This is a genomic window from Lichenibacterium minor (genome assembly GCF_004137685.1).
Classification (GTDB): Bacteria; Pseudomonadota; Alphaproteobacteria; order Rhizobiales; family Beijerinckiaceae; genus Lichenihabitans; species Lichenihabitans minor.
Genome location: NZ_QYBB01000052.1, coordinates 1 through 26,361, shown reverse-complemented (window position 1 = coordinate 26,361; position 26,361 = coordinate 1). Strand labels below are relative to the sequence as shown.

General features: G+C 65.7%; 22 protein-coding genes and 1 pseudogene. 9 read left to right on the top strand and 14 right to left on the bottom strand.

Features of this window, described 5'->3' with window-relative positions; genetic code table 11:
* The coding region (locus D3273_RS23955) for a type II toxin-antitoxin system PemK/MazF family toxin (RefSeq protein ID WP_207210886.1) at positions 1 to 428 on the top strand (428 nt) is incomplete at its 5' end.
* 245 nt (positions 429 to 673) lie between these two features.
* On the opposite strand, the gene D3273_RS23950 is transcribed toward D3273_RS23955, so the two are convergent.
* The 10 genes and pseudogenes from D3273_RS23950 to D3273_RS30055 all read right to left on the bottom strand — a co-directional run.
* Positions 674 to 1,693 carry an alpha/beta hydrolase family protein gene (locus tag D3273_RS23950; RefSeq protein WP_245501362.1) on the bottom strand — a complete coding sequence of 340 codons (1,020 nt, stop codon included), beginning with the start codon at positions 1,691 to 1,693 and terminating at the stop codon, positions 674 to 676.
* Between the two features lie 520 nt (positions 1,694 to 2,213).
* Positions 2,214 to 3,251 carry a hypothetical protein gene (locus tag D3273_RS23945; protein WP_129229483.1) on the bottom strand — a complete coding sequence of 346 codons (1,038 nt, stop codon included), beginning with the start codon at positions 3,249 to 3,251 and terminating at the stop codon, positions 2,214 to 2,216.
* A gap of 154 nt (positions 3,252 to 3,405) precedes the next feature.
* Positions 3,406 to 6,348 (bottom strand): beta strand repeat-containing protein, encoded by a 2,943-nt coding sequence (locus tag D3273_RS23940; protein WP_129229481.1) that lies wholly within the window; start codon positions 6,346 to 6,348, stop codon positions 3,406 to 3,408.
* Between the two features lie 1,168 nt (positions 6,349 to 7,516).
* Positions 7,517 to 8,446 (bottom strand): outer membrane beta-barrel protein, encoded by a 930-nt coding sequence (locus D3273_RS23935; RefSeq protein ID WP_342634285.1) that lies wholly within the window; start codon positions 8,444 to 8,446, stop codon positions 7,517 to 7,519.
* A complete protein-coding gene (locus D3273_RS29880) occupies positions 8,421 to 8,747 on the bottom strand; it encodes a hypothetical protein (protein WP_342634286.1) in 327 nt (108 codons plus the stop codon). Before D3273_RS29880 ends, D3273_RS23935 begins: the two co-directional genes overlap by 26 nt.
* 190 nt (positions 8,748 to 8,937) lie before the next feature.
* A complete protein-coding gene (locus D3273_RS23930; protein WP_129229479.1) occupies positions 8,938 to 10,290 on the bottom strand; it encodes a hemolysin family protein in 1,353 nt (450 codons plus the stop codon).
* Between the two features lie 232 nt (positions 10,291 to 10,522).
* Positions 10,523 to 11,488 (bottom strand): magnesium and cobalt transport protein CorA, encoded by a 966-nt coding sequence (locus tag D3273_RS23925; protein ID WP_245501361.1) that lies wholly within the window; start codon positions 11,486 to 11,488, stop codon positions 10,523 to 10,525.
* A gap of 67 nt (positions 11,489 to 11,555) precedes the next feature.
* The gene (locus D3273_RS23920) at positions 11,556 to 11,819 is read right to left on the bottom strand and encodes a hypothetical protein (RefSeq protein WP_129229475.1); all 264 of its coding nucleotides are present in this window, start codon (positions 11,817 to 11,819) and stop codon (positions 11,556 to 11,558) included.
* A 190-nt stretch (positions 11,820 to 12,009) separates the two neighbouring features.
* On the bottom strand, positions 12,010 to 12,513 hold the full coding sequence (locus D3273_RS23915; RefSeq protein ID WP_207210885.1) for an SPFH domain-containing protein: 504 nt from the start codon (positions 12,511 to 12,513) through the stop codon (positions 12,010 to 12,012).
* A gap of 97 nt (positions 12,514 to 12,610) precedes the next feature.
* Positions 12,611 to 12,778, bottom strand: a pseudogene (locus D3273_RS30055) (SPFH domain-containing protein); the annotation flags it as partial.
* Positions 12,779 to 13,368: 590 nt separating this feature from the next.
* Between D3273_RS30055 and D3273_RS23910 the strand changes: the two are divergent.
* The 7 genes from D3273_RS23910 to D3273_RS23880 all read left to right on the top strand — a co-directional run bounded on the left by D3273_RS23910 (position 13,369) and on the right by D3273_RS23880 (position 22,103).
* On the top strand, positions 13,369 to 13,458 hold the full coding sequence (locus D3273_RS23910) for a K(+)-transporting ATPase subunit F (protein ID WP_129229471.1): 90 nt from the start codon (positions 13,369 to 13,371) through the stop codon (positions 13,456 to 13,458).
* Between the two features lie 11 nt (positions 13,459 to 13,469).
* Complete coding sequence (kdpA, locus tag D3273_RS23905) at positions 13,470 to 15,185, top strand: potassium-transporting ATPase subunit KdpA (RefSeq protein WP_129229469.1); 1,716 nt, start codon at positions 13,470 to 13,472, stop codon at positions 15,183 to 15,185.
* A gap of 96 nt (positions 15,186 to 15,281) precedes the next feature.
* Positions 15,282 to 17,393 (top strand): potassium-transporting ATPase subunit KdpB, encoded by a 2,112-nt coding sequence (kdpB, locus tag D3273_RS23900; RefSeq protein ID WP_129229468.1) that lies wholly within the window; start codon positions 15,282 to 15,284, stop codon positions 17,391 to 17,393.
* A gap of 14 nt (positions 17,394 to 17,407) precedes the next feature.
* Positions 17,408 to 18,016, top strand: coding sequence for a K(+)-transporting ATPase subunit C (locus tag D3273_RS23895; RefSeq protein ID WP_129229466.1), 609 nt, complete (start codon positions 17,408 to 17,410; stop codon positions 18,014 to 18,016).
* Between the two features lie 55 nt (positions 18,017 to 18,071).
* The gene (locus D3273_RS23890; RefSeq protein ID WP_129229464.1) at positions 18,072 to 20,813 is read left to right on the top strand and encodes a sensor histidine kinase; all 2,742 of its coding nucleotides are present in this window, start codon (positions 18,072 to 18,074) and stop codon (positions 20,811 to 20,813) included.
* Between the two features lie 92 nt (positions 20,814 to 20,905).
* On the top strand, positions 20,906 to 21,610 hold the full coding sequence (locus D3273_RS23885) for a response regulator transcription factor (RefSeq protein WP_129229462.1): 705 nt from the start codon (positions 20,906 to 20,908) through the stop codon (positions 21,608 to 21,610).
* 43 nt (positions 21,611 to 21,653) lie between these two features.
* Positions 21,654 to 22,103, top strand: a complete 450-nt coding sequence (locus tag D3273_RS23880; RefSeq protein ID WP_245501360.1) for a PTS sugar transporter subunit IIA — start codon at positions 21,654 to 21,656, stop codon at positions 22,101 to 22,103.
* Between the two features lie 36 nt (positions 22,104 to 22,139).
* Here the strand turns inward: D3273_RS23880 and D3273_RS28455 are convergent, their stop codons facing one another.
* The 4 genes from D3273_RS28455 to D3273_RS23865 all read right to left on the bottom strand — a co-directional run bounded on the left by D3273_RS28455 (position 22,140) and on the right by D3273_RS23865 (position 25,316).
* Positions 22,140 to 22,298, bottom strand: a complete 159-nt coding sequence (locus D3273_RS28455) for a hypothetical protein (RefSeq protein ID WP_165359654.1) — start codon at positions 22,296 to 22,298, stop codon at positions 22,140 to 22,142.
* 229 nt (positions 22,299 to 22,527) lie between these two features.
* A complete protein-coding gene (gene dapA, locus D3273_RS23875; protein ID WP_129229459.1) occupies positions 22,528 to 23,493 on the bottom strand; it encodes a 4-hydroxy-tetrahydrodipicolinate synthase in 966 nt (321 codons plus the stop codon).
* A gap of 19 nt (positions 23,494 to 23,512) precedes the next feature.
* The gene (locus D3273_RS23870; protein WP_129229457.1) at positions 23,513 to 23,737 is read right to left on the bottom strand and encodes a hypothetical protein; all 225 of its coding nucleotides are present in this window, start codon (positions 23,735 to 23,737) and stop codon (positions 23,513 to 23,515) included.
* 649 nt (positions 23,738 to 24,386) lie between these two features.
* Complete coding sequence (locus D3273_RS23865) at positions 24,387 to 25,316, bottom strand: AraC family transcriptional regulator (protein ID WP_129229456.1); 930 nt, start codon at positions 25,314 to 25,316, stop codon at positions 24,387 to 24,389.
* 94 nt (positions 25,317 to 25,410) lie between these two features.
* Here D3273_RS23865 and D3273_RS23860 point away from each other — a divergent pair, with 94 nt between their 5' ends.
* Positions 25,411 to 26,154, top strand: coding sequence for an SDR family oxidoreductase (locus tag D3273_RS23860; protein WP_129229454.1), 744 nt, complete (start codon positions 25,411 to 25,413; stop codon positions 26,152 to 26,154).
* Positions 26,155 to 26,361: the final 207 nt, after the last annotated feature.

Sequence of the window (26,361 nt, the reverse complement as noted above, 5' to 3'; positions counted from 1 at the left end):
GCGGCGGGCTCCGCCATGTGCGGAGCTCCGCCCACCGCCCTCGACTCCAAAACTCCACCAGCTCCGTGGACGCTACCTTCTGGAAGCGCCGGCCTGTGATCGTGATCGCTGGCGATGGGACGCTGTCGGGCGCTGTCCAGGTCGTGCCTTGCTCGTCGCAGCCGCAGGGCTCGAACCGCTGGGCGCACCCGCTCGTGACCGCGATCGACGGCGTGGGGCCGAGCTGGGCCATCTGTGACAAGGTCGGGACGGTGGCGGTCAGCCGCCTCGCGATCGATGCCAACCACAGCCGGCCGCGGCGCCTGACGCAGGAGGAGTTCACGGCCGTGCTGGGCCTCGTGCTGGCGCGCTTGCCGAGGCTGCAGGCGCCCCGGCTGGTGCCCGACCTGCAGGCCGGCGTCGAACCGTCCGACCTTGTCGAGGCGTAGGACGTTCGCTATCTTCAGGACACTCGCGGCCCCGCAAGGGCGTCCGTCTTCCCGTACGGGACCGAAGGCGCTCCGCGAGGGGCGCCTTTCGCGTATCAGGATGGCGCACCACGCTGACGCCTCGCCTGAGCCCTTCTTAGGTCGGAGAAGCCGGGTGGTCCCGGCCTCGTTGCGGTTTCAGGCCGGCGCGCTGCGGGCAAAGGTCCGCATCGTGCAGCCGGTCGTGATCATCGCGGGCTCGGCATTCACATATGCCTTGGCACGTGGTGCTCGATCCAGCCCGCCATCCAGTCGGCGACCTCGTGGCTGTTCCGGTCCTGCATCATCATGTGGGAGTTGCCGTGGATGCCGACATCGGGGAGCAGCACCAGCTCGGCTTTGCCGCCGGCGGCGTTGGCGGCCGCGACGAACTGGCGGCACAGGGCGAGGCGGGGCGCCCAGCGCGGCGACTGGTCGACGTAGTCGCCGAACAGCACCAGGATCGGCAGGCCCTTGTAGGGCGCCATGTCGTCGGTGGGCGCCGGGCAGGCGCCGGGCTCCAAGGCCACGATGCCGGCGACGCCGTCCCGTCCCGCCGCGGCGACCTGGAACGGGTAGATCCCCGCCTGCGAATGGCTGACCAGCACGGCGGGGCCGATGCGCTTCGCCAGCGTCGACAGGGCCGGCACCGTCGGGTTGGGCGTCGGCAGGTCAGCCGCCCAGTCCGGCACCATCTGCTTCCAGAACTCCGCCTGCGCCTCGAGCGGATACTGCATGCCCGGGAACACCTTCGGGTACTCCGGCCCGAAGCGGAAGATCGCCCAGGCGGGTTCGTGGCCGGCCGCGAACACCGTCGGCAGTTGGTCCAGCGGCGCTTTGCCGGTCTTCACGGCGTCGATGGCAGCGATGTTCCCGGCGGAACGGCCGCGCCACGCCTGATCGATCACGTAGACCGGGTAGCCCTTGCGCAGCAGGTAGTCGTCCCAGCCGCTGCGGCCGTCGGGGGTGGTCTCCCAGCTCTTGCCGGTCAGGCAGCAGCCGTGGATCAGCACCAGGGCGGGCCGTCCTGCGACATCGGCCGGCACCTGGTAGCGCACGTACATCTGGTCGACCGACACGGTGCCGGAAGGTGCATAGGCCGGCAGCGTGGACAGCGTGTCGGAGTGGACGTCATGGCCGCCGACGAAGAAGCTGCCCTGCGCTTGGATGGTGAGCGGCCCATCCAACGGCGACGGCCCCGACTGGGCCCGCCCACCGGTACAGGCGCTCAACAGCATCGCGCTCATCGAAAGCGCTCTCAGGATCTCGCGACAGAACCACGACCTCGGCATTCTCTCTCCAACTATTCGGCTCCGGCCCTGTCGACCGGCTCTACGCAGGGAGCATGGAGGGGTCGAGGCGCCGTGTCGAGGCAGGGGCGGGAAGAGTTCATGGCTGTGCTGGGCCTGATGCTGGCGCGCCTGCCGAAACTCCAGGCCCCGCCGCTGATGCCGAACCATTCATAATCCCGACAGGGCGTCCGTCATCCCGCAAGGGGGAACGCAGGGCATTCTTTCGGTGGATTTTCTCGTTTCGATTGCTGCGCACCGACCGTTCCCGCAGCTTGGCTCGCCTTGCTTCTGCAAGCCATTGAACGCCATCCAATCGGAACAGCTACAGCGGCGTTCAGGGAGTGGTCTTGGCTACATGCTTCTGACGCGCGGGGAGCTCCTTCACCGCACCCTCTGGAGTTCTCTCGGTCATGACCGAGCATAATTCACTATGGATGCAATGCTAAGGGGCGGCTATGAACTTGATGCTATCGTCCTAAAGAGCGCTGATGGTTTGTGCAAACTTGATCGCTGTCGGAAACAGGCCTAAGCCTAGGTCGCGCAGTAGGTGTATGCGAGCAGTGTCGGTGCGCTGCGCAGTGTGTATGTCAAAAGAAGCTGTTGGAAGGAGGCCCGCGAGAAGCCGCGGGGCGCGCCTAGTAAATATTGTGCCACCGTCCGGGTCCACCGTGCAAACGGTTCTAGGAAATACTTTGAGAACATTGTTTGGCAACCAGAGTTCAATGAATGATCTGGGCCAGAGCAGCACATCGGATCTGTCTCGTCCGAGGAAGATGCCATCGGAAGGAAATGCGTCGATGACGTCCTGCGGAGCGACGCCCGCCTCGGTCGCACCCTGTCGCGCCGATGATCGTTCCTTCTCGGTGGTCAGTCGCGACGTGATGACAAACCCGACGCCGTTGAAGATCTCTGGATCGTCGAGCACGAGATCGAGGAGCGAGCCATTCTGAGGCTGCCGCCATTCAGATACGCGAGACTTCAGGCTACATTTGAAACGCGCAAGCTCAAGGAGCTCGACGTCAAGCGGCCTTGCCCCGTTGTACAGTCGGTCGAACCATTCGGCTGCTGCACGCCACGCGCTCGAGTTGGCTCGGTGGTAGGTCGCGGCTTCGAGGATCCCATTTTTCGACCTGCCCTTTTCCGTGGCCAAATCGAGTGGCGTTGCTGCGCCGACCAAGGCGCCACGATCGGATACCCAAACATTTGCGCTCAGGTTGGAGTGATATCGTAGGTTGTTGTTGTGGGGAGCCCCTAGTTCGAGGAGAGCTTCGGGCGTACACTCGCCCGTCGATATGTTGCAAACGATGCGCGTCCGATTGATGTCCGTACCGGCCTTGCGCAGCGCGACCGTCGCCGAATATTTCCAAAACGATACTGCGCAACGTAGATCGTGCCCAGCTACGATGTCATGTAGGGCTCGGGAAACTTCATTACCTGTAAGAAATATTCCCATCGAAATCGGGCCTTCTATTTCGAAATAGAATTCCTCTTGCTTTCTCTGCAGAAACATCAACGCCTATGTTTCTAATGCAACGATGACCTCGGAGGTAATAAGGGCCCGATTTAGACAGCACTCCTATATGACCACCGCCGCGTACAAGGGCAAGCAGTAACACGCGAAACCGCCCGGCTTGCGTCGGACGGCTTCTCGCATCGTTACGTGGCGATCATGCGTGGAAAGTGAAGTCCGACGAGTTGGCCTTCAGCTCCGCCTTCGATACGCCGGTCAGCTTCACCGTATCGCCGGTCGAAGGATCCGTGATCACGGCTCCGCCTCGGGTGTTCTGGGTATTGGCGATCACCGACGCGAAGTCTTGGAAGTCCGCTGAGGGCAGGCTGATCGTGTCATGGTCGGCGCCGTCGACACGGAAGCCATGGATCACGCTGGAAGCATTGCCCTGCGAGAAGATAAAGGTGCTCTCGGGCACACCCCCATTGTTGAATGTGGTCGAATAGTCCGCCTTAAACGTTTGTCCCGCGTCATGAATGTCGACCTTGCTCGTTCCTCCGGGCCTGTACTGCGTCAGTGAGACGAAGTCGCTGCCGTTGGGAGTGTACAGGTCCTGCTCGGTCACGAACCCGCCCTGGCTGTGGAGGCCGGCCTGCAGCGAGTAGGGGCTCTGCACCGCGAGTGAGCCGCCTGCCGCGTCCGTCTCCGTGGCAGTGATGAAGCCCTGGAGATGGGCGCCGACATGGTCGAGAAAGCTGTACGTGCCGTCCGCAGCCACCGTGGCTGTGCCGAGCACGGTCGGATTGGCCGCTCCGTCGATCACGGCGGAGATCGTCACACTTTTCACTCCTGACGCCGCCGCGACATGCCCGCTGATCGTGAACGCGCCCCTTCCCTGGAAGATCGCGCCGGGATCGAGCGATGTCAGGTCGCCCGCCGTCGCGCCGGTACCTTGGGCAATCGTGCTGCCAAGCGGCAAGGCCATCGTCGTAGTGGCGCCGAGCGGCGAGGTCGTGGTGACCGTAGTGCCGCTGGAGTGCGGATCCGTCGTGACTACCGTACTGGCGCCCGCCCCGCTGGCCGTGGTCGTCGTGGTGCCCGTCGTGGGATCGGTGATGACCGTCGTGCCGGTGCCCGTGCCGCCCGTGCCCGTGCCGGTGCCGGTGCCGCCCGTGCCGCCCGTGCCACCCGTGCCCGTGCCGGTGCCGGTGCCGCCCGTGCCGCCCGTGCCACGCGTGCCGCCCATGCCGGTGCCGCCCGTGCCGCCCGTGCCACCCGTGCCGCCCATGCCGGTGCCGGTGCCGCCCGTGCCACCCGTGCCCGTGCCACCCGTGCCCGTGCCGCCCATGCCTGTGCCCGTGCCGCCCGTGCCGGTGCCCGTGCCGCCCGTGCCGGTGCCACCCGTGCCGATCGTGACCGTCGTCCCTGTCCCGCCGAGGCCGACACCGGCAGTCACACCGGTCCCGCTCGGGTCGAGGCTGAGCGCGGCATTGACAGGAAGAACTGCAGCGATGGTCGTCGCCACTCCGGTAGGACCTGTGATGGTCAGGCCGGCGCCAGGCGTGAGGCTCACTGTGCTGCCGGCGGCCAAACCCGTCAGGTCGAGCGCGTCGTCGCTGCCGAGGTTCGTGATCGTGCCCGCGAAGGCTGTCGGGTCGCCGAGCGTCAGCTTGGCACCCGTGCCGCCGAGGTCCACCGTCACACCCGCCGCAACCGCTCCCCCCAGGGTCAGAGATGCGCCGTTCCCGACAGCCACAGTCCCGGGTGTCGTGACCGCGCCCAGGACGTCGGCGACTGCTCCCTGATCGAGCACTGTATTGCCGAAACCGGTGATCGTCGTGCCGATGTCCTTCAGTGTCGTCGTGCCGGTTCCTGCGGCGATCTCAAGCGTGTTATTGCTGCCCGTCGCTTGGGCGACGCCGTTCAAGACGGCGGTTGGGTTCAGTACGAGCCTGCTACCGCCCGCGCCGCCGAGGCTGACCGCGACAGCGGGTGTGCCACCGACACCAATCGTGCCGCTGATCGTGCCGGAGTTGGTCACCGTGCCGCCATCGGCCATATTGACGCCAATGGCACCCGCGCCGGTCGCCGTTATAGTTCCGGCGTTGGTGAGTGTATCTGGGATGCCGTCCGCCGCCATGGTGACGCCGGCCGTCACGCCGTTGATGATGCCGCTCACCTCATTGGTGAGGGCACCGCCTGCCAGATCCACGCCGCTGGCGGCTTGACCCGTCACCTTGCCAAGGTTGTCGATCACGGCCGTGCCTGTGCCGACGATGCCGTTCTGTGCGCCCGTGATGGTGCCACTGGCCTCGTTGGTGAGGGTCCCGGCGGCCGTGGACAGGCCGTCGCCCGCGGTGGCTAGCACGGCGCCCGCGTTGTCGAGCGCGCCTGTACCAGTGTTGAGCACGCCGGCGGTCACACCGGTGATGGCGCCCCCCAGCGCGTTCGTGAGATTGCCACCTGTGAGCGCGACGCCGTCTAACCCACCCTGGATTACGCCGGTCGCCTCGTTGGTGAGGCTGCCGGCCGTCTGGGTGACTCCGATGCCGGTGGTGCCCGCAATGGTGCCGGCGTTGCTGGTGACCGTATTACCCGTGGTGACGAGGCCGTTCAGCGCCCCGGTGATCGACGCGTTCGCCGAGTTGGTGGCGGTGCTGGTGCCGTTGGAGCTGCCGACGGTGGCGCCAATGCCGCCGACATTCGCGTCCAGGATAGTACCGCCATTGGTGAGCGCACCGAGGTCCAGCGCTACGCCGACACCGGGCACGCCGCCCGTGACACTGACGGCGCCATTGTTCGTCACATTGGAGGGGGCGGTCGTGGTGCCACCAACGCTGATACCGGCCGCGACGCCGTTTACAGTGGCATTGTTGGTGACGGTGCCGCCCAGCGTGAGATTGACTCCGATGCCGCTGGTGCCTCCACCATCAACAGTACCGTCGTTCGTCACGGTTGCGTTTTGAGCGGTCGCCTGAATACCGTTACCAACAGTGCCGGTGAGAATGGGGCCAATAATCGGTAATACGCTGAGCGCCGGCGTGGTCACGTTACCGTTTACTGTTACGTCAGTGTCGACAATAAGCGGATCGGTCGAAGAACTGTCGACGACTCCGCCGATCACGCCATTGAGCAACCCGGACGAGGTAATGGTTGTCATCGCTTGCTCCATTCAGATCGGCCTCCTGAGAGGCGGCTCGATGGAAACAGAGAAGACTTGATCTATGTAAACAATACCTACCGTAAAAACATGAAGTATTCTAGTTTTGGCACAGCTGAATGAGATGAAACTTGCAATATTAACTTAGGTTCAATCGGATTTGGGTCTGTTTCATAATAAATTAACTGAGATTAAGGGGCTTGTCGAGGAATACCAAGGACTGGTTTCACAATGTCAGCTTACCTAGTGCTTTGTAACTTGCATCATACTCATGTGATGTTCGGAGCCTCGAAGTCAGAGGCATCTTCTAAAACTTCAGGCGTTGCGATAATCCGCATCGGGTTGGGGGTTGAATGAAGGTGCTGTCCTGTCTGGCCCTTCGGCACGTGTACCCTCGGGCTGTCGTTTACAGAGCTGTCATTTGGATCAAGTGGGATCTCGGAGCCGCGAGTAATTTACGAATTATCAACCATAGCAATCGGATTTCGATGGTCCGCCCAGAGGAAGCGAATAGGTCCCTCGCCTCTGGCGTCTCTCTGGGAAGCGTGGAACGGCCTCCCGGCGAGGGCAGGCGGACGGCGTTGTGGCCAGTCCTGCGATCGCCACCACATTTCCGGCGTGCTCTTGGATTCAGGCGTCGACACGCTCAACCTCGGCGGGGTCGGCAAGCATCACGCTAGGAACGTGGCTCAGCTCGGCCCTAAGGGTATGCAGGAACTCCCAGCCCGAGTCGGGATCGGGTCACAGATCGAGTTTGTGGGGAATTCAGACCGGCATCTCGATCTGGCCTGCCTCCCGGGCGCGGCGAACCTCGACGCGAACTCCGCGGCCCTTCCGGTCCATCACAATCCGCGGGCGGGGCAGGTTGGTGCCGTCCTCCTGTGGCCGTGTCGGCCGTGAGGAGAAGTGGAAGAGCATTCAACGGAGACGCGCGAAGCCGCGTTTCGTGCCGAGCCTGCGCACGCCGCTGTCGACCCACATCGGTCCTTGGACGCCAAATCAGGTCTGCTCCGAAGCGGACATCAATACGGGCGACGGCCGAAGGTACTCCGTCCTCGAGTTTTCCTTGATCCGTAGCTTATCCCCGCATCGTTACCTCACCTTTGGCCCTTCCCGTGCGTGCCGAAACCGAAGTGGGAAGCGAGATCCGAGTGGACGACGGATCAGCTCAGAACGTGATGCCACCCTCGACTAGGAAGCGGTCCTGACCCGTTTTGACGCCCATCCGACCGAACCCAGAACCGGTGAGGCCGGATGCGACGTCGCCACGCACAATGTCGTAGAGCTGAGTGTGGGAATATTCACCGCGCAGCACGAGGCGATCGAAGGTGAAGGTCGGCGTGAGCGTGACCGAAGCCGCCGAGGAGCCCGCCCCGTAGAGAAGGCTCATGGTGCCGCTTCCCCGTCGGCCCGTCTGCGACTCAGCCTCGGCGCGCCCCGCCAGCGCGAAATGGTCCGTGAAAGCATAGGAGGCCAGCACGGCACCGCCGTAGGTGGAGGCGCCCTGAGCAAAGCCGATCCGCTCGTCGCGCTGGACGTCCGTAAACTGCAGGTAGGGCGTAACGATCCAGGGGCCGTGGCTGTAGCTGTATATCAGGTTGAAAATGGCGGAGTTGTTCTGCGCGAGCGGCGTCGCGAAGGTACTCACGGACGAGCGACCGAGGTTGGCGCCGGCGTCGAATGTGACGGTCTGAGCGTCATCGATCTTGTAGGCGACGAGGCCGGTCAGCCAGTCGATCTGCCCGGAGAAGAAGCCGTCGTTGCCCGAGGCCGACACGGTGAGCGGACCGTGTGCGTAGTTGACCTGGACGCCTTGGTTGACCGCGTTCTCCTGGCCGAACAGCAGGCCGCGGACGATGTTGAGGTTCTGGAACGTGAAGGTCGTCTCGGCGCCGATCAGCGTCGGCAGGCGGCCGCCCTGGATCGACCAGTCCTCATTGAAATTGTACTTGCCATAGACGACCGGCACGGGACCGAATAGCAGCTGCGTCCCATCGAGCGTGCGGAAGGTTGGCGCCCCAAGCGTCGGCACCGTGTAGAGGCCGGACTGCAGGTAGAACTGAAAGGCGCCGTCAGGCTTCTGTACGAAGGCCTGCAGGTTCGAGAAGTCGGCGAGGCCCGAGCGGTCGCTCGGCAGGCTTGTCGTCGAGGGGGGGGAAGGCGTTCGACTGCAGGAAGCCGTAGCCCGTGATCGCGCCGCCGACGTAGACGTCGCCGACGCCTGGCACGGTGATGCAGGCGGGATTTGGGTTCTGGGCGACGATGCCGCCATAGGCCGGGAAGGTGATCGCGGTCTTGCAGGGAGCGGACGGCGCCGTCGCGGCTGGTACGTCTGCCGCGACGGCGGTCAAGGTCGATAGGGCGAGCGCCCCGAAACTGCCTAACAACGCGCTGTTCAAGATGAATATCCTTAGAATTCAGCTGCCACCACCTTGGTATTGATCACATGAACTCGACACGGGATCAATCGATTGTTCTTCGAATATAAGGCTTTCCGCGAAGCAGTGACTCGCGCGCATCACTATGAGATCTTTATGGGTGATACCGGCGTAGCGGTAATCGGCGCGCGCCTTTACGCCGTTCACCCCCTCAATCGGCCGTCCTCCGCATCGATACCTCATCGATGCGACGGCCTTCCATGCGGGTGACGGCGAAGCACCACTCGCTTCCTCCGACCTCGCATTCCACGCTGTCGCCCGACACGGGGATGCGACCGAGCTTCGACAGGACGAAGCCGGCGAGCGTCCTGTACTCGCTCGCCTCGCTTGGGGGCGGGGCGATCCCGACCTGGGCGAAGACGTCCTGGAAGGGGCGGGCGCCGTCGGCGACGTAGGACCCGTCCTCGCGTACCACCACCGACATGTCGTCGTCCGTGTCGACGATCTCGCCCGCGAGCGCCTCGAGAAGGTCGGCCTGTGTGACCACTCCCCGCAGGGACCCGTACTCGTCGTAGACGAGCCCCATCTGGACGAGGCGCTGTTTGAACATGTCCAGAACCTGGGTGATGCTTGCCCCGTCGTGTACGACCAGCGGCGCCCGGACCGCCCGCAGCAGGGCGGCCCGGCCGTCCTCCGAATCCTCGGTCGGCAGCTTGCCGTCGAGGTGCATGTCCAGGAGGTCCTGCTTGCGCAGGATGCCGACGACGTCGTCCAGGGTGCCCTTGGTCATGACGATCTGCTCGTGCCGGCCATGGCGCACGCCGCGCAGAATGGCGTCGGTCGTCCCATCGGCGTCGACCCAGTCGACATCGTGGCGCGGCGTCATGATGGACCGCACGCGCCTGTTGCCCATGGCGAAGGCGCGCTCGACCACGTCCTGCTGCGCCTGGTCGACGAGGCCCGCGCTCCTGCTCGCGGCGACGAGGAGCTTCAGCTCCTCGGTCGAGTGGAGGCGGTTTCCCTCGCTTGAGTGTTCGAGGCCGAGCAGCCGCATGACGACGCCGCCCAGGCCGTTGAGCAGCGCGATGCCCGGCCTGAACAGGGTCAGGAACAGGCCGAGGGGCCTCACGATCCATAATGCCGTCGGCTCGGGCTTCTGCAGGGCGATGTTCTTCGGCACCAACTCGCCCAACACGATGTGGAACACGGTGATGACCGCGAAGGCGCCCGCCGTCGCCAGGGCGTGGGCGCTGCCGAGTGCCGCCCGGCCCAGCATGCCGAGTGCGGGCTCCAGCAGGTCGGCGAGCGCCGGCTCGCCGACCCAGCCGAGGGCGAGGGACGACACCGTGACGCCGAGCTGGGTCGCGGCGAGGCTGTCGTCGAGGCCGACCACGGCTCGTTGCAGCAGCTTCGCCGTGCCATCGCTCAGCGCCACAAGTTCGTCGATGCGCGTCCGCCTCACCCCTACCAGGGCGAACTCCGAGGCCACGAAGAAGCCGTTCGCGGCGATGAGCCCGAGCACCGCGAGCACCTTGCCCACCACGACGAGGACGATCTCTTCCATATAGAGGCGACTCCTACCCATCAATGCCCTGCGCAGGCGTACGCTTATCCTCAGCCATGCCACCCGCCATCGTCATGCTCGTCACCCGCTGAGAGATGCTCGTCGCAGGATCGACGCCTCGCGGAGGGGCGCCGAGGTCGCGCCCACCTCGCGTCGAAGCGCTCCGCGGGGACGGCGGCGCGCTCGACGGTCCCGGTCCTCGGACCGCTGCTGACCTGGGGCACCGTCGCTCTCACAGCCACTCGATGCGCTTGAAGCGCAGGTAGAGGAGGCCGCAGATCGTCAGCATGCAGATGAGGACGACATAGTAGCCGTAGCGTAGGTGAAGCTCGGGCATGTACTCGAAGTTCATCCCGTACACTCCGGCTATCGCCGTGGGGATGGCCAGGATGGCCGCCCAGGCGGCCAGCTTGCGGGTGACGACGCTCTGCCTCTGCTGCTCCATCAACAGGCCGATCTCGAAGACCGACCGAAGGACGTCCCTGAGGCCCTCCACCCGCCCGGCAACCCGCCTGACGTGGTCCTCGACATCCCGGAAGTACGGCTTCAGGGCAGGCTCGACGCAGGGAAGGTCGAGGTGCTGGAGCCGGGCGCTCACCTCTAGCGTCGGCTGCAGCATGCGGCCGAACCGGGCCAGCTGACGCCGGTAGGCGAAGATCACGCGGACGTCGTCCTTCGACAGGGGGACGTCGAGCACGCGCCCCTCCAGCGACAGCACCTCTTCTTCGATCGCCTCGATCACGGGGCCGTAGCCGTCCACGACGTAGTCGAGGACGGCGTGGAGCACGTAGGCCACTCCTGACCGCATCCCTTCGGGAAAGGTTTCCAAGCGCTGCCGCAGGTCGGCATGCGTGCGTTCGGAGCCGTGGCGGACCGTGATGATGAACTGGCGTCCGACAAAGATCGCCGTCTCGCCGTAGGACATCTCCTGCCCGGTCAATGACGCCGTGCGCGCGACCACGAAGAGCTGGTCGCCGTAAGTTTCGAGCTTGGGGAGCCGATGCTCGCTGAGTGCGTGCTCGATGGCGAGCGGGTGCAGGCCGAAGCGGTCCGCCAGGATGCGCAGCTCCTTCTCGCGCGGTTCGACGAGGCCGATCCAGACGAAGTCGCCCCTGTCGAACGTCCACTCCCGGCTCTGGTCGAGGTCCACGGGCTCCGCCGCGCGCCCGTCACGATAGATCCTGCCCGCTACGAACACCGCACCATCCATCCTCACTGGAGTTCTGGGAGCCGGTGCTGCGGTCCCCGGCGTGACGACGACGCCCTCAATGCCGTGCTGCCAGGAGGGTGGGCAGGAGGACGAGTAGGTAGCGGACCGCTAATGCCCCGCAGAAGATGACCACGCATTCGGTGAGCAGCCCCATCGCGTCCTTGCGGCCTAAAAGGCTCCGGCTATGGGTCAGCAGCACGAGGCCGGCACTCATCACCGCGCAGACGAACGCATCGCGCCTCCCGTCAATTCCCAGGGTGAGGAAGAGCAGGACACCGACAGCTGCCTCCCTCAGGAGAATGCGGAGGACGAGCGACAAGGTCGCTCCCCCACCGCCCTCATGGCCTTTCCGCGGCAGTTCGCCCTTGAACGTCCCATGCATCAGTCACCGGCAGGACATGGAGGCACTCGCCTCCGGTTGCTCTGTCCTCGCCCGTGGACACGAGCGAGACGTTCGGATCCAAAGGTCGACAACGGTCTCATCCGGCACGCGCTGCTTGCGAGAACTATCACCGACTGGCAGGCGGCAGGTTCATGAGGGCGAGGGGACCCGTCCCCCCGCCGCCGCCCAGAACGGTGGAGGGCATCTGGCCGTTCCAACGGCGCGCCGTCTCATACGACACCACGCCAGGGTTGCCCGCGACGGCCGTCCCGACCTGCTGGACCACATGGGCCTGTGCGTCGCCGAGGAGAGTGGCGGCCTGCGCGTCGCCCTCCGCGCGTAGGATCGCCGCCTCGCGCTCCGACCGCGCCCGGGCGACCGTGGCCTGCGCCTCGCCGTTGGCCTGGGCGACGCGCACGGCCGCCTGCGCGTCGGCCTGGACCTTCTGCTGCTCGCCCTCGTAGCGGACCTTGACGACCGTGTTCTCGGCCCGGATGGCGTCGTTCTTGGCCTGCACGGCTGCCTCGATGGAGGCCTGGAAGCTGGGACTGTAGGTGATGCTGCTGAGCTGGAGATCGGTGATCTCGATGCCGAAGATGCTTTGAAGCGCGCTCCCGACCTCCTTGCGCATCGCCGCCGCGATCTGTTCGCGATTGGCGGAGATCCCCACCGTGTTCTGCGTGGAAAAGACGCGCAGGACGCGGTCGGCGAGGACCGGCCTGATTGTCGATGGTGTAGACGGTCAGGTTGGCGAGTTGAAAGGTGTCGAGACTGGTCTGGATAGTGTCGACGATGTCGACGAGGGGCACCTTCAGGTGCAGGCCGGGACCGACGGGCTCCTTGGACACCACCTTTCCGAGCCGCCGCACGCCCGCCATCTCGGTGGGCTGGACAATATAGAAATGCCCCCGTCAGCCCGGCGGCGACACCGAGCACCGCGACGATGCTGGCGACGTGACGGAGCGAGATGGGTGTCCGTGTAGGACCGGACTGGAGCGGGGGCTGTCCCCAGGGGTGCGTGTCATCAGTCATCATGATATTCATCGCAGTCGAATCGACGTCTCCGGCCTGACATTGCTGGAACGATACGCCGGATCGCCGTAGTGATGATATGTGTCTACGCTACGTTTCTTATAAAGACTCTGTGGGTATCGAGACCTGGCGTCGACCCATCCGCGCCCGGATCGACTTCTGGGTCTCCCCATGCCTTCCCCGGATCCACCTCACCTTTATGGGATCTTTATATCTTTGGAGCACTTCGCCTCTCGAAAAGATATGGCGATCCTGCGATCCCTGGCCTCGAAGACCGTTGACTGAGGTCGAGCCGTCCCTGCGCGACGGTGACCGCGCCGACGCTCGCTCTTCGTTGGGCCACTACGGGAAACAACACACATGCTCGACGTGATCTTCGTCGTCGGCGGGCTCGCGTTCTTCGCGATCTCGATCGGTTACACCGTCATCTGCGAACGCCTCTAGGGAGCCTGCCATGCTGCTCGACTACGTTTTGGGAGGCATCGTGACGATCGGCCTTCTCATTTACCTCACATACGCCCTCGTCCGCCCCGAGCGGTTCTGAAAGGGAGCATCATGACCGCCATAGGCTGGATCCAGATCGCGCTTTACTGCGCCATCGTCATCGCACTCACGAAGCCCCTCGGGGGCTATATGACCCGCGTCTTCACGGGTGAGCGAACCTTCCTGTCCCCCATCCTTCGCCCGGTGGAACGGGTCCTGTATTCGGTGTCGGGCATCGACGAGAAGCAGGAGCAGACCTGGGTCACCTACCTCGTATCCATGGTGTTCCTGCATGTCGGCGGCTTCCTGATCCTGTACCTGTTGCTGCGCCTGCAGGACATGCTGCCTCTCAACCCTGCCGGCCAAGCCGCGGTGGCGCCAGACCTGAGCTTCAACACCGCGGTCAGCTTCATCACCAACACCGACTGGCAGAGCTACGGCGGCGAGAGCACGCTGTCCTACCTGAGCCAGATGTTGGGGCTGACGCACCAGAACTTCTTGTCTGCCGCCACCGGTATCGCACTGGCCGTGGCGATGATCCGCGGCTTCGCCCGCGCGTCGTCGAAGACGGTGGGCTCGTTCTGGGTCGACCTCACGCGCGGCATCCTATACGTGCTGCTGCCGATTTGCGTGCCCTATGCGCTCTATCTCGTCTGGACCGGCATCCCACAGACGCTCGGCGCCTACGTCGACGCGACGACACTTGAGGGAGCCAAGCAGACCATCGCGCTCGGCCCCGTGGCGAGCCAGGTCGCCATTAAGATGCTCGGCACCAACGGCGGTGGCTTCTTCAATGCCAATGCCGCACACCCGTTCGAGAACCCGACGGCAGTCTGCAACTTCGTGCAGATGGTCTCCATCTTCGCCATCGGCGCGGCGCTGACCAACGTGTTCGGCCGCATGGTTGGCGACGAGCGCCAGGGCTGGGCAATCTTCGGGGCAATGGGCGTGCTGTTCGTCGCGGGCGTCGCCGTCCTCTACGGGGCGGAGGCTGCGGGCAACCCGCTGCTGCACGCCATCGGGGTCGATGGCGGCAACATGGAAGGCAAAGAGGTCCGCTTTGGCATAGTCGCCTCAGCCCTGTTCGCCAGCATCACCACAGCGGCCTCCTGCGGCGCTGTCAACGCCATGCACGACTCGCTCACCGCCCTCGGCGGCATGATCCCGCTGATCAACATGCAACTTGGCGAGGTCGTCATCGGCGGCGTCGGCGCGGGTCTCTACGGCATGCTGATCTTCGTCATCGTGGCCATCTTCGTGGCCGGCCTCATGGTGGGCCGCACCCCGGAGTACCTCGGCAAGAAGATCGAGGCGCGCGAGGTCAAGATGGCCATGCTGGGCATCCTGATCCTGCCGTTGATGATGCTGGGCTTCACCGCGCTGGCCGTCGTCCTGCCTTCGGCGGTCGCCGGCACGAACAACCCCGGCCCGCATGGCTTCTCGGAGATCCTGTACGCCTACACGTCGGCGGCGGCCAACAACGGCTCGGCCTTCGCGGGCCTGTCGGCGAACACTCTGTTCTACAACACCACGCTGGCGATCGGTATGCTGTTCGGACGCTTCTTCATCCACATCCCGGCGCTCGCCATCGCGGGGTCGCTCGCAGCCAAGAAGCGGGTACCGCCTTCGGCCGGCACCTTCCCGACGCACGGCGGCCTCTTCGTCGGCCTGCTCGTCGGCGTGATCCTGATCATCGGCGGCCTTACCTTCTTCCCGGCCTTGGCGCTCGGGCCGATCGTCGAGCACCTCGCCGGCCAAGCCGGTCAGAGCTTCGCCTCGGCGCCCTGACGGCGCGCTGCCCGTGACGTCGGGGGCCCGTCCCCGACGTCACAGCCGTCCTCCAACGAAAAACACAATCCATCTGCCTCCCCTGGAGCCATCATCATGGCCAAAACTCAATCTAGCATTCTCGATCCTCGCATCCTTGGGCCAGCGGTCGGAGGTGCCTTCAAGAAGCTCGACCCACGGCTTCAGATCAAGAACCCGGTCATGTTCGTGCTGGAGGTCGTGGCGGCGCTGACCACGGTGCTGCTGATCCGCGACGCCGTCACGGGCGGGCCCAACCTTGGGTTCTCCTTCCAGATCGTGCTCTGGCTCTGGTTCACGCTGCTCTTCGCCAACTTCGCCGAGGCCACGGCCGAAGGACGCGGCAAGGCCCAGGCCGAGAGCCTGCGCCGGACCCGCACCGAAACGCAGGCGAAGGTGCTCACCGGCGCGGGCGCGGCGATCGGCGGCCCGCGGCAGCTCTTCGAGATGCGTCCAGGTGCGGGCCTCAAGGTCGGCGACATCGTGCTGGTCGAGGCAGGCGACATCATCCCGTCCGACGGCGAGGTCGTCGAAGGCGTGGCCTCCGTCAACGAGGCCGCCATCACGGGCGAGTCGGCCCCCGTCATCCGCGAGTCGGGCGGCGACCGCTCGGCCGTGACGGGCGGCACACAGGTACTGTCAGACTGGATCCGGGTGCGGATCACAGCTGCGGCCGGCTCGACCTTCATCGACCGCATGATCTCGCTCGTCGAGGGCGCCGAGCGCAAGAAGACGCCCAACGAGATCGCCCTCAACATCCTGCTCGCCGGACTGACCATCATCTTCGTCTTCGCGGTGGCGTCGATCCCGGCCTTCGCCGCCTATGCGGGCGGTTCCATCTCGATGATCGTGCTCGTCGCGCTGTTCGTCACCCTGATCCCGACCACCATCGGCGCGCTGCTGTCCGCCATTGGCATCGCCGGCATGGACCGCCTGGTGCGCTTCAACGTGCTCGCCATGTCGGGCCGCGCCGTCGAGGCGGCGGGTGACGTCGACACGCTGCTGCTCGACAAGACCGGCACCATCACCCTCGGCAACCGCCAAGCCACCGAGTTCCGCCCCGTGCGCGGCGTGACCGAGGCCGAGCTCGCCGACGCCGCCCAGATGGCGTCGCTCGCCGACGAGACGCCCGAAGGCCGATCCATCGTCGTCCTGGCCAAGGAGAAGTACCAGATCCGCGCCCGCGACATGGCGGACATGGGCGCCACCTTCGTGCCCTTCACGGCGCAGTCGCGCATGAGCGGCGTCGACGTCGGGACCTCGTCGATCCGCAAGGGCGCGGTCGACTCCATTCTGAAATACGTTCAGTCAGAGCCTGTCTCAGAAGCCCGCGGCGGGGCGGCCCTCGCCACCAAGCCCGACTTCGCGGTCAATGCCTCGTCGGAGATCCGTGAGATCTCGGACGCCATCGCCAAGGCGGGCGGCACCCCGCTCGCGGTGGCCAAGGATGGCCGACTGATGGGCGTCATTTACCTCAAGGACATCGTCAAGGGCGGCATCAAGGAGCGCTTCGGCGAGCTGCGACGCATGGGCATCCGCACCGTCATGATCACGGGCGACAACCCGATGACGGCAGCCGCCATCGCGGCCGAGGCCGGCGTCGACGACTTCCTCGCTCAAGCCACCCCCGAGGACAAGCTCGGCCTGATCCGCTCCGAGCAGGCCAAGGGCAAGCTCGTGGCCATGTGCGGCGACGGAACCAACGATGCCCCTGCCCTGGCTCAGGCCGACGTCGGCGTGGCCATGAACACCGGCACGGTGGCGGCCCGCGAGGCCGGCAACATGGTCGACCTCGACAGCGACCCGACCAAGCTCATCGAGATCGTGGAGATCGGCAAGCAGCTGCTGATGACCCGCGGCGCGCTCACCACCTTCTCCATCGCCAACGACGTCGCCAAGTATTTCGCCATCATTCCGGCGATGTTCCTGGCCTTCTACCCGCAGCTCGGCGCGCTCAACGTCATGCACCTCGCGTCGCCGCAGAGCGCGATCCTGTCTGCTATCATCTTCAACGCACTGGTTATCATCGCACTGATCCCGCTGGCGCTGCGCGGGGTGAAGTTCCGGGCCATCGGCGCCGGCGCGCTGCTGTCGCGCAACCTCTTGATCTACGGCCTCGGTGGCATCGTCGTGCCCTTCATCGGCATCAAGGCCATCGACCTCCTCGTTTCCACGCTCCACCTCGCCTGAGGGAAACCAAACAGATGTTGAAGGAAATCCGCCCCACCTTGGTGATGCTCGTGGCGCTGACGGCGATCACCGGCCTCGCCTACCCCCTGGCCATCACGGGCATCGCCGGCCTCGTCTTCCCGACTCAGGCACAGGGCAGCCTCGTGACCGACAAGGATGGCAAGGTGATCGGCTCGACCCTCATCGGTCAGAACTTCGTCGACGCGCGCTACTTCCACGGCCGCCCATCGGCTACGACCGAGCCCGACCCCAAGGACCCGACCAAGACCGTGCCGGTACCCTACGCGGCTGACAACTCGGCCGGCTCGAACCTCGGCCCGACCAACAAGGCGCTGATCGACCGGGTGCAGGGTGACGTCGACAAGCTCAAGGCCGAGAACCCCGATGGCCCGATACCAACAGATCTCGTGACCTCCTCGGCCTCCGGGCTAGACCCGGACATCTCGCCCGAAGCCGCGTCGTTCCAGGTGTCGCGCGTCGCAAAAGCGCGGGGGGTTTCGACCGATGAGGTGAGGCAGCTCGTCGAGCAGAACGTCCAGGGCCGTTCCCTGGGGCTTTTCGGCGAGCCCCGTGTCAACGTGCTGGCGTTGAATATGGCGCTCGACTCCGCCACGCATCAATGAGGGCCGGGAAGGCCGGTGCGCCCCCCGCGCGCTGGCCATGCGATGAGGAGCCACGATGGCCGACCAGCGACACCGAGACCGACGGGCCGATGCTGACCGGCGCCCGTCCCCCGACGCGCTCCTGGCCGAAGCCCAACGGGAGGGTGGACGTCGCGGCCGGCTGAAGATCTTCCTCGGCGCCGCGCCGGGTGTCGGCAAGACCTACGAGATGCTCACGGCCGCCCGGGCGAGGCTGCGGGAAGGCCTCGACGTCGTCGGGGGGGTGATCGAAACCCACGGCCGCGCCGAGACCGAGGCCATGGTGGAGGGCCTCGAGCTGATCCCGCGCCGACGGATCGACTACAAGGGCGGCACGCTCGACGAGATGGACCTCGACGGCCTGATCGCCCGCCGCCCGCAGATCGCCCTCGTCGACGAGTTGGCCCACACCAACGCGCCGGGCGGGCGCCATCCCAAGCGCCACCAGGATGTCGAGGAGCTCCTCGCGGCGGGGATCGACGTCTATTCGACGCTCAACATCCAGCACGTCGAGAGCTTGAACGACGTCGTGGCCCAGATCACCCGCGTCCGCGTCCGGGAAACCGTGCCCGACTCCGTGCTCGACATGGCCGACGACATTGAGGTGATCGACATCTCGCCCGACGACCTGCTGCGGCGGCTGCGCGAGGGCAAGGTCTACCTGCCCCAGCACGCCGAGCGCGCCTTGAAGAGTTTCTTCACGGCCGGCAACCTGACCGCACTGCGCGAATTGGCGCTACGGCGCACGGCGCAACGCGTGGACGACCAACTCCTCACACACATGCAGGCCCACGCCATCGCGGGACCCTGGGCGGCGGGAGAGCGTGTCGTCGTGTGCATCAGCGAGGATCCGCGCTGCGCCGGCCTCGTGCGCTACGCCAAGCGTCTCGCCGACCGCCTGCGAGCGCCTTGGGTGGCCTTGTCGATCGAGGGACGGCGGAGCCTGCAGCTCACGGACGTCGAGCGCGACCGCGTGGCCGACACGCTCCGCCTGGCCGACCGGCTCGGCGGCGAGGCCGTGACCGTGCCAGGGGCGGGGCGGCGCTTGGCCGACGACGTCATCGCCTATGCCCGCGACAACAACGTCACGCATGTCGTGATGGGTAAATCCGAGCGTTCGAAGCTGTTCGAGCTTTGGCATGGCTCCGTGGTCCAGGACCTCGTGCGGCGATCCGGCAACATCAGCGTCCACGTCATCGCGGGGGACGCGGTGGCGGATGGCGAACAGATGCCGAAGAAGACGGTCAGGGCGGCGCATGACGCGAACCCCACCGATGTCTGGCCCTACCTCGCGGGCTTGGCCGCCACCATCGTCGCGCTCGGTGGGTCGGAGGTCGTGCAGCGGTTCTTCGCGGTGCAGACCGTCGAACTCGTCTTCCTCACCGCCATCGTCCTGGTGGCGGTCCGCTACGGGCTTTACCCGTCGCTCGCCGCCGTGGTGATGGGTTCGCTCTGCTATAACTTCTTCTTTCTACCCCCGATCTACACGTTCACCATCGCTGACCCGAGCAACATCGCGGCGCTGTTCTTCTTCACCGTGGTGGCCGTGTTGGTGTCGAACCTGGCGGCGCGTACCCGGTCGGAGGCTGTCGTCGCGAAGGGGCGCGCCCGAGCCACCGAGGCCCTCTACGGCTTCAGCCGCAAGTTGGCCAGTTGCGGCAACCTCGATGACGTGCTCTGGGCTACCGTGTTCCAAGTCGCCTCCATGCTAAAGGTCCGGGTTGTCGTGCTCCTGCCCGAGGCCGACCGAATCGCCGTAAAGGCGGGGTACCCGCCCGAGGACCAACTCGACGACGCCGACATCGCCGCCGCAAAATGGTGCTTCGACAACGACCGCGCCGCTGGTCGGGGCGCCGACACCCTCCCCGGCGCCAAGCGCCTCTTCCTGCCGATGCGCACGGGGCGTGGGACGATCGGCGTGGTCGGCCTCGACGACGACGCCGCGGGCCACATCCTGACGCCGGAGCGCCGACGCCTGCTCGACGCGCTCATCGATCAGGGCGGCCTCGCCGTGGAGCGCGTGCGGCTCGTCGAGGACCTCGACCGCGCCAAGCTGCTGTCCGAGACCGACAGGTTGCGCCAGGCCCTTCTCACCTCCATATCGCACGATCTCCGGACGCCGCTCGCTTCGGTGCTCGGCGCCGCCAGCACTTTGCGCGACCTCGACGGCTCGCTCGACGCGGACAGCAAGGTCGAGCTGCTCGGCACGGTGATCGACGAGGCGGAGCGCCTCAATCGCTTCATCGCCAACCTGCTCGACATGACACGCCTCGAAGCCGGCGCGGTCGCGCCGAACCTGGCGGAGTATGACATAGGCGAGATCGTCGGGGCGGCACTCAGGCGCGCCGGCAAAATCCTGGCCGGCCACCGCGTCGAGGTCGAGAACGCTCCCGATCTTCCGCCCCTCGACCTCGACGCGGTGCTCTTCGAGCAGGCCCTGTTCAATCTGCTCGACAATGCGGCGAAATACGCGCCCGCGGGCGCGGCCGTCCGGGTGCAGAGCTGGCAGGAAGGTCGGCGGCTGCACCTGCAGGTGCTCGACGAAGGCGAGGGCATCCCCGTCGACGACGTGGAGCGGATCTTCGACAAGTTCTATCGTGCCCGCAAGGGCGACCATGTCAGGGCCGGCACCGGCCTCGGCCTCGCGATCTCGCGGGGGTTCGTCGAGGCCATGAGCGGCACCCTGACGGCGTCCAACCGCACGGACCGGAAGGGGGCCGCGTTCACCATGACCTTCGACCTGCCCCGGCGACCGCGGCGCTCGAGCGAAGCGGCCTGACCATGCCCGACGCGACCGCTCCATCGTACCGTCCGGACGTACCGCCCGCGCAGCGCGGTGGCGAAGCACCCACCTTCTCGGAAAGCCCGACCATGCCCTCCGTGCGCATCCTCGTCATCGACGACGAGCCCCCGATCCGGAAGCTGCTCCGCATGGGGCTGTCGTCGCAGCGCTACGCCGTGATCGAAGCCGCGAACGGTCGCGCCGCCCTCGACGTCATGGATCACGAGAAAGTGGACCTCGTGATCCTCGACCTCGGCCTTCCGGACATGAAGGGTCATGAACTCCTCCGCATCATCAGAGGACGCGATGACGCCGTCCCGGTCGTTGTCCTGTCGAGCCGCAGCGACGAGGCCGGGAAAGTGGAAGCCTTCGACCTCGGCGCTGACGACTACGTGACCAAACCCTTCGGCATGAATGAGCTGTTGGCGCGGCTGCGCGCCGCCCTGCGCCATCGCCTCGCCGTGCAGGGAGAGCGCCCCATCTTCCGCGTGGACGACCTCGCTGTCGACCTCGTCCGTCGCGTGGTGCGGAGAGGCGACGTCGATGTGAAGCTGTCCCCCAAGGAATACGAAGTGCTGCGGCTGATGGTGCTGCACGCCGGCAAGGTTCTGACCCATTCCCAAATCCTGCGCGAGGTATGGGGGGATTCGACCGACTCTCAATATCTCAGGGTCTACGTCCGACAGTTGCGCCAGAAGCTCGAACCACAGCCGGAGCGGCCCCGCTACATCCTCACGGAGACCGGCGTGGGTTACAGGCTCAGGGCACCTGAGGAAACGGACGGGCGGCGATGACGGCGGCAAAGGGCGTCGCTCTCCGACGTCGATGGAGCGTAGCATGCAGATAGTCGATCTTCTTGCGCCCGAGGACGTGGTCCTCGACCTACGAATCCAGGACAAGCGGCGGCTGGTCGACGAGATCGCGCGTCTCTGCGCCAAGTCCGCGGATTTGGAGGCGTCGACGATCGCCGAGGCCCTGAACGCCCGCGAGCGGCTCGGTTCGACCGGCATGGGATCCGGCATCGCGCTCCCCCATGCCCGATTGGCATCGCTGAAGCGCACATTCGGACTGTTCATCCGCCTAAAGGCGCCCGTGGAGTTCGACGCCATCGACGGCCAACGCGTCGACCTCGTGTTTGTCTTGCTGCTGCCGGAACGGTCGCAGGGCGATCATCTCAACGCGCTCGCTTGCGTGTCGCGAAAGCTCCGCGATGGGTTAGTGAGGGCGGCCCTTCACGACGTGTGGGACGCCGCGGGGGCCTACGCGATCCTAGTCGGCGTGCCCTGACGCCGAGACCGTGCCGCGAATCGACTCCGTGCGGGGTCAGCTGTCGAGCGGCACAACCTCGACGGCCACCGTCCCGACGTAGATGAGCACGTCGGATTCGTTTCGGACCGTCACCGTGATCAGGCCGCTCGTCAGCTTGGACGCCGCGTCGAAGCGGAGTTGTTCGAGCAGGGGCCAGCATCTCGTCAGGGACATCGCCAATGGACGGGAGGCGGATGCCGACGCGGTCCCGCGCGAGGGTCGAGCCTTCGCCGACGTCGAAGAAGCACCGTGGCATCCGTCACCAGCTTTTGCGTCATGCCAGGGCACGAGATCGGGGACCGATCGCACCGATTTTCGCCCGAGGCTCCGGGAGCGATCGCATCTCCGGGAACACGGGGGCCGCGAAGGATCCACGTCCCCCTCGGCCCCACCGCTGGCGAGCCTACTCTGCCCGCCACACGGTCGCGGTGGGAGCAACCTTTCCGTGATGCCCCCCACTGCTCCACGGCGGCACAGGAAAAACATCGTCCGACAGCAGCCCGAGCCTGGCCAGCGCGTCCCTCACCTCGTCGGCGGTGCTCGGGACAACACCGACAAGGGGCAACCTCGGCTCGCGGCAGAAGCCGGGATGCATCAGGGACAGCGCGTGCTTGATAGGACCCGGGTTGGTTTCGCGATTCAGGGCCGCGACGAGCCTCTGCAGCCGGTGCTGGATGTCGCGCGCGCTGCCCCATTCCTTCGTTCTGCAGGCGTGCTGCATGTCCCGGCACAGGGACGGTATGACGTTTGCGGCGACCGAGATGCAGCCGCGCCCGCCTGCCAAGTTGAAGGTCACCGCGCTCGCGTCATCGCCGCAGAGCTGCACGAAGCGAGGCCCCGCAACTTGGCTGACGACGCGAGGGCGATCGACATCACCGCTCGCGTCCTTGATTCCGACGATGGTCGGTATCCTCACGAGCTGTTCGAGCGTGCTGAAGTGTAGATCGACGCCGGTTCGCCGAGGCACGTTGTAGATGATTAGTGGGATGTCTACGGCGCTCGCGATGGCGGCATAGTGCCGGTATAAGCCTTCCTGGGTCGGCCTATTGTAGTACGGTGTGACGACCAATGCCGCATCGGCGCCGGCTGCTTTCGCGGCTCGGGTCTGCTCGATCGTGGTGGCGGTGCAGTTCGTCCCCGTCCCGGCGACGACGGGGACGAGGCCAGACGCGCATTCGACGCACACCCGGATCAGGCGACGGCGCTCTCCCGCCGTCAGGGTCGAGGCCTCGCCGGTCGTGCCGCAGGGGACGAGGCCTTGAGTGCCTTCGGTGATCTGCCACTCCACGAAGTGCTCGAAGGTCTCCTGGTCCAAGCCATCGGAGGTGAATGGCGTCGCCAACGCCGTCATGGAACCTTGTAGGAACATCGACCGTCTCCTCGCCCGATCACGATATGAAGAGGCAGATAGGCTCGTCGACGAAGCGTACGGCTCCGGGCAGGCCGTGGCTCTCGTCTCTAGCATAGCGAAAAGCTTTGTCGCGGCTCATGAAGATGCCACCCCCCAGACCATGGATCTCAACGGCGAGCCAGTGTCCTTCGTCGTCTTGTCCGACTAGGTAAGAAGCCTTGTCGTTGTCCTTGCGGGCGACGGATTGATGTTCGGATTGCATCTTATCCAACGTGGGCTGTGGTCAGTGCGACGCTTCTAGGTCGCAGCATCAGGATGGCTCCATCCGCATCAAGATACGAGACGGCTGAACACCCGACGACATAAAGATTTCGTGGTAGATTTGATTCTCAGGCTTTGGCGTGTTAGCCGACATGTCTGCACCTTGGTTCAGACATCGATGCTGTACAGGACGCAGTTGCAGTCGGGGCGGCGTTGGCATACGCCAAGCGGGCCGAACGGACCGGTGACGTCGACCTGCGCATTTTGCGGTCTATGGACGACGCTCATGAAGTCAAAGACGCGGCCTTGGCACGCCATGGCGGGGCCTTGATCGGTTACACCCTCGCGGTGGGTAGCACCATCACATCTCGTCAGCTGAACTGCTTCGACGCTGGCGTGGGAAGGCTGCTCGACAACTGCACCTACTCATCGGGCGATAGCCTGCGCCTTTCATACGAGACGCTCGGCATGGGCGCGCAATTCCTACTCATGATCGGCGCACCCATAGGAATCCCCACAGACCTTCTATGTAGTCGTTTTGACGTAAGTTCGGCGTTACGCATGAGAGCGCGCCGCCGCCTCCCTGTGATGTGCGAAGGTCCGCTTTGGCTTTCATAGCCTAGTAAGCCGCCGTTCCCCTTCTACCCTTCTCAGATGTTCAGAGGCGTAGGCCTGCAGGGTTGGACGCGCTGCTCGCGGGCGTAGTGGATCGGCGGTCTGCCGACATGACGAGAGAAGGCGGTGCTGAAGGTACTGGCAGACCCGTAGCCCACGCGCTCGGCCACCTCTGCCACGCCGGCTCCCTCGCGACCGAGTAGATCCTTAGCCAGCGCGATGCGCCATGCCAGCAGATACGCCATCGGCGCGACGCCGACCTCGCGTCGAAACCGTTCGAAAAATGTCGAGCGCGACAGTCCCGCTACTCGGGCCAGGGCTGCGACCGTCCAGGGAACGGTCGGTCGCTCGTGCATCCGGCGCAACGCGGCGGCCACGCGCTCGTCGGCGAGTCCGCGCAGGAGGCCCGAGGGTGCCGTTGGACCCGTGGTTGACCGGAGCGCCTCGATCAGGAGCACCTCCAGAAGCCGCGCCAGGACCACCTCGCGGCCGGGCCTGTCTGCCCGCGTCTCCTCGTTCACGAGGCCGAGCAGCACAGTCAGGCGCCCGACGCCGCGCACATGGACGAACCGAGGCAGGAGCGACAGCAGCAGGTCTGTATCATCGGAGGCGAAGGTGCAGTGCCCCACCAGCATGCGCAGATCGGGCGGCACCTCGGGAGAGCCAAGCCGAAACACACCGGGGTTGACCTCGACGGGCGGCGGCGCCCGCCCCGCCGACGGCGCGACGAGGCTGGAGGCGGCGAAGGCGCTGGCGGCGGGGATCAGCACGAAGTCGCCAGCCGCGAGCACGATCTCGACCTCGCCGTCGATGGCGAGGCGGCACGCCCCCTCCAGCACCGCGGCGTAAAACGGCTGGCCGTGGTCGTCGCGCCGCACGGTCCAGGTGCCGCCGGCTAGAACCAACTTGGAGAACGAGGCGCTGGGCCGAAGCAGCCCGACGACCTGGGTCAGTGGATCGGCCATATTGGACGCTTGCCAATGAAACACGGACTCGCGCCCGTATCACGTCCGGCGGAGCGCTCCTATCACCCCATGGTGCATCACACGGGAGGTCCTCATGAATACCATCCTCATCACCGGCTGCTCCTCTGGCTTTGGCCTGGAGACGGCGCGCCTGTTCCTCGACCGTGGTTGGCGGGTCGTCGCGACGATGCGCGCGCCTCATGCGGCCCTGCTCCCGGAGTCCGACCGTCTCATCGTCCTGCCGCTCGACGTGACCGACGCCGGCAGCATCGCCCGTGCAGTCACGAAGGCCGGGCCGATCGACGTCTTGGTGAACAACGCGGGCGTCGGGCTGCTGAACGCCCTGGAAGGCCTGTCGATGGAGTCCGCCCGGGAGGTGTTCGAGACGAACACCCTCGGCACCATCGCCATGACCCAGGCCGTGCTGCCGCAGTTCCGGGAACGGGGCGCGGGGGTGATCGTCAACGTGACGTCGAGCGTGACACTGCGGCCGCTGCCGCTGCTGGCAGTCTACACTGCGAGCAAGGCGGCGGTGAACGCCTTCACCGAATCCCTCGCCCACGAGCTTGTGCCATTTGGCGTGCGCGCTCATCTCGTCATCCCCGGCCGGTCGCCGGAAACTGCGTTCGGGACCAACGCCCGCATGCGGATGGGGATGAATGTACCCGAGGCCTACGGCGATCTGGCAGGAAGGGTCTTCGCGAACTTCCAGCAGGCGACGGAAGAGCTGACCCGGGCCTCAGACGTGGCCGAGGCGGTCTGGCGCGCGGCAACCGACCCGGCTTGCCCGATGCGCCTGCCGGCTGGCGCTGATGCGGTCGCCTGGGCGGCGGCATAACACGAACCCGCGAACGTCCGCTTCCGCTGCATGTTTGAGCGGAAGCGGACCGGTAGATATCCACCCTGCCTCGCCGTTTGGCTGCTCCCGGCCGGAGTCGACCCAAGGACGAACCCGCTCTCGCGGGAGGGCTTCCGGAGAGGTAGGGCACAACTGAAGATCAGCGCGAGCGCTTGAGCGGGTTCCGCCAGCCTCCGAGCATGAGGG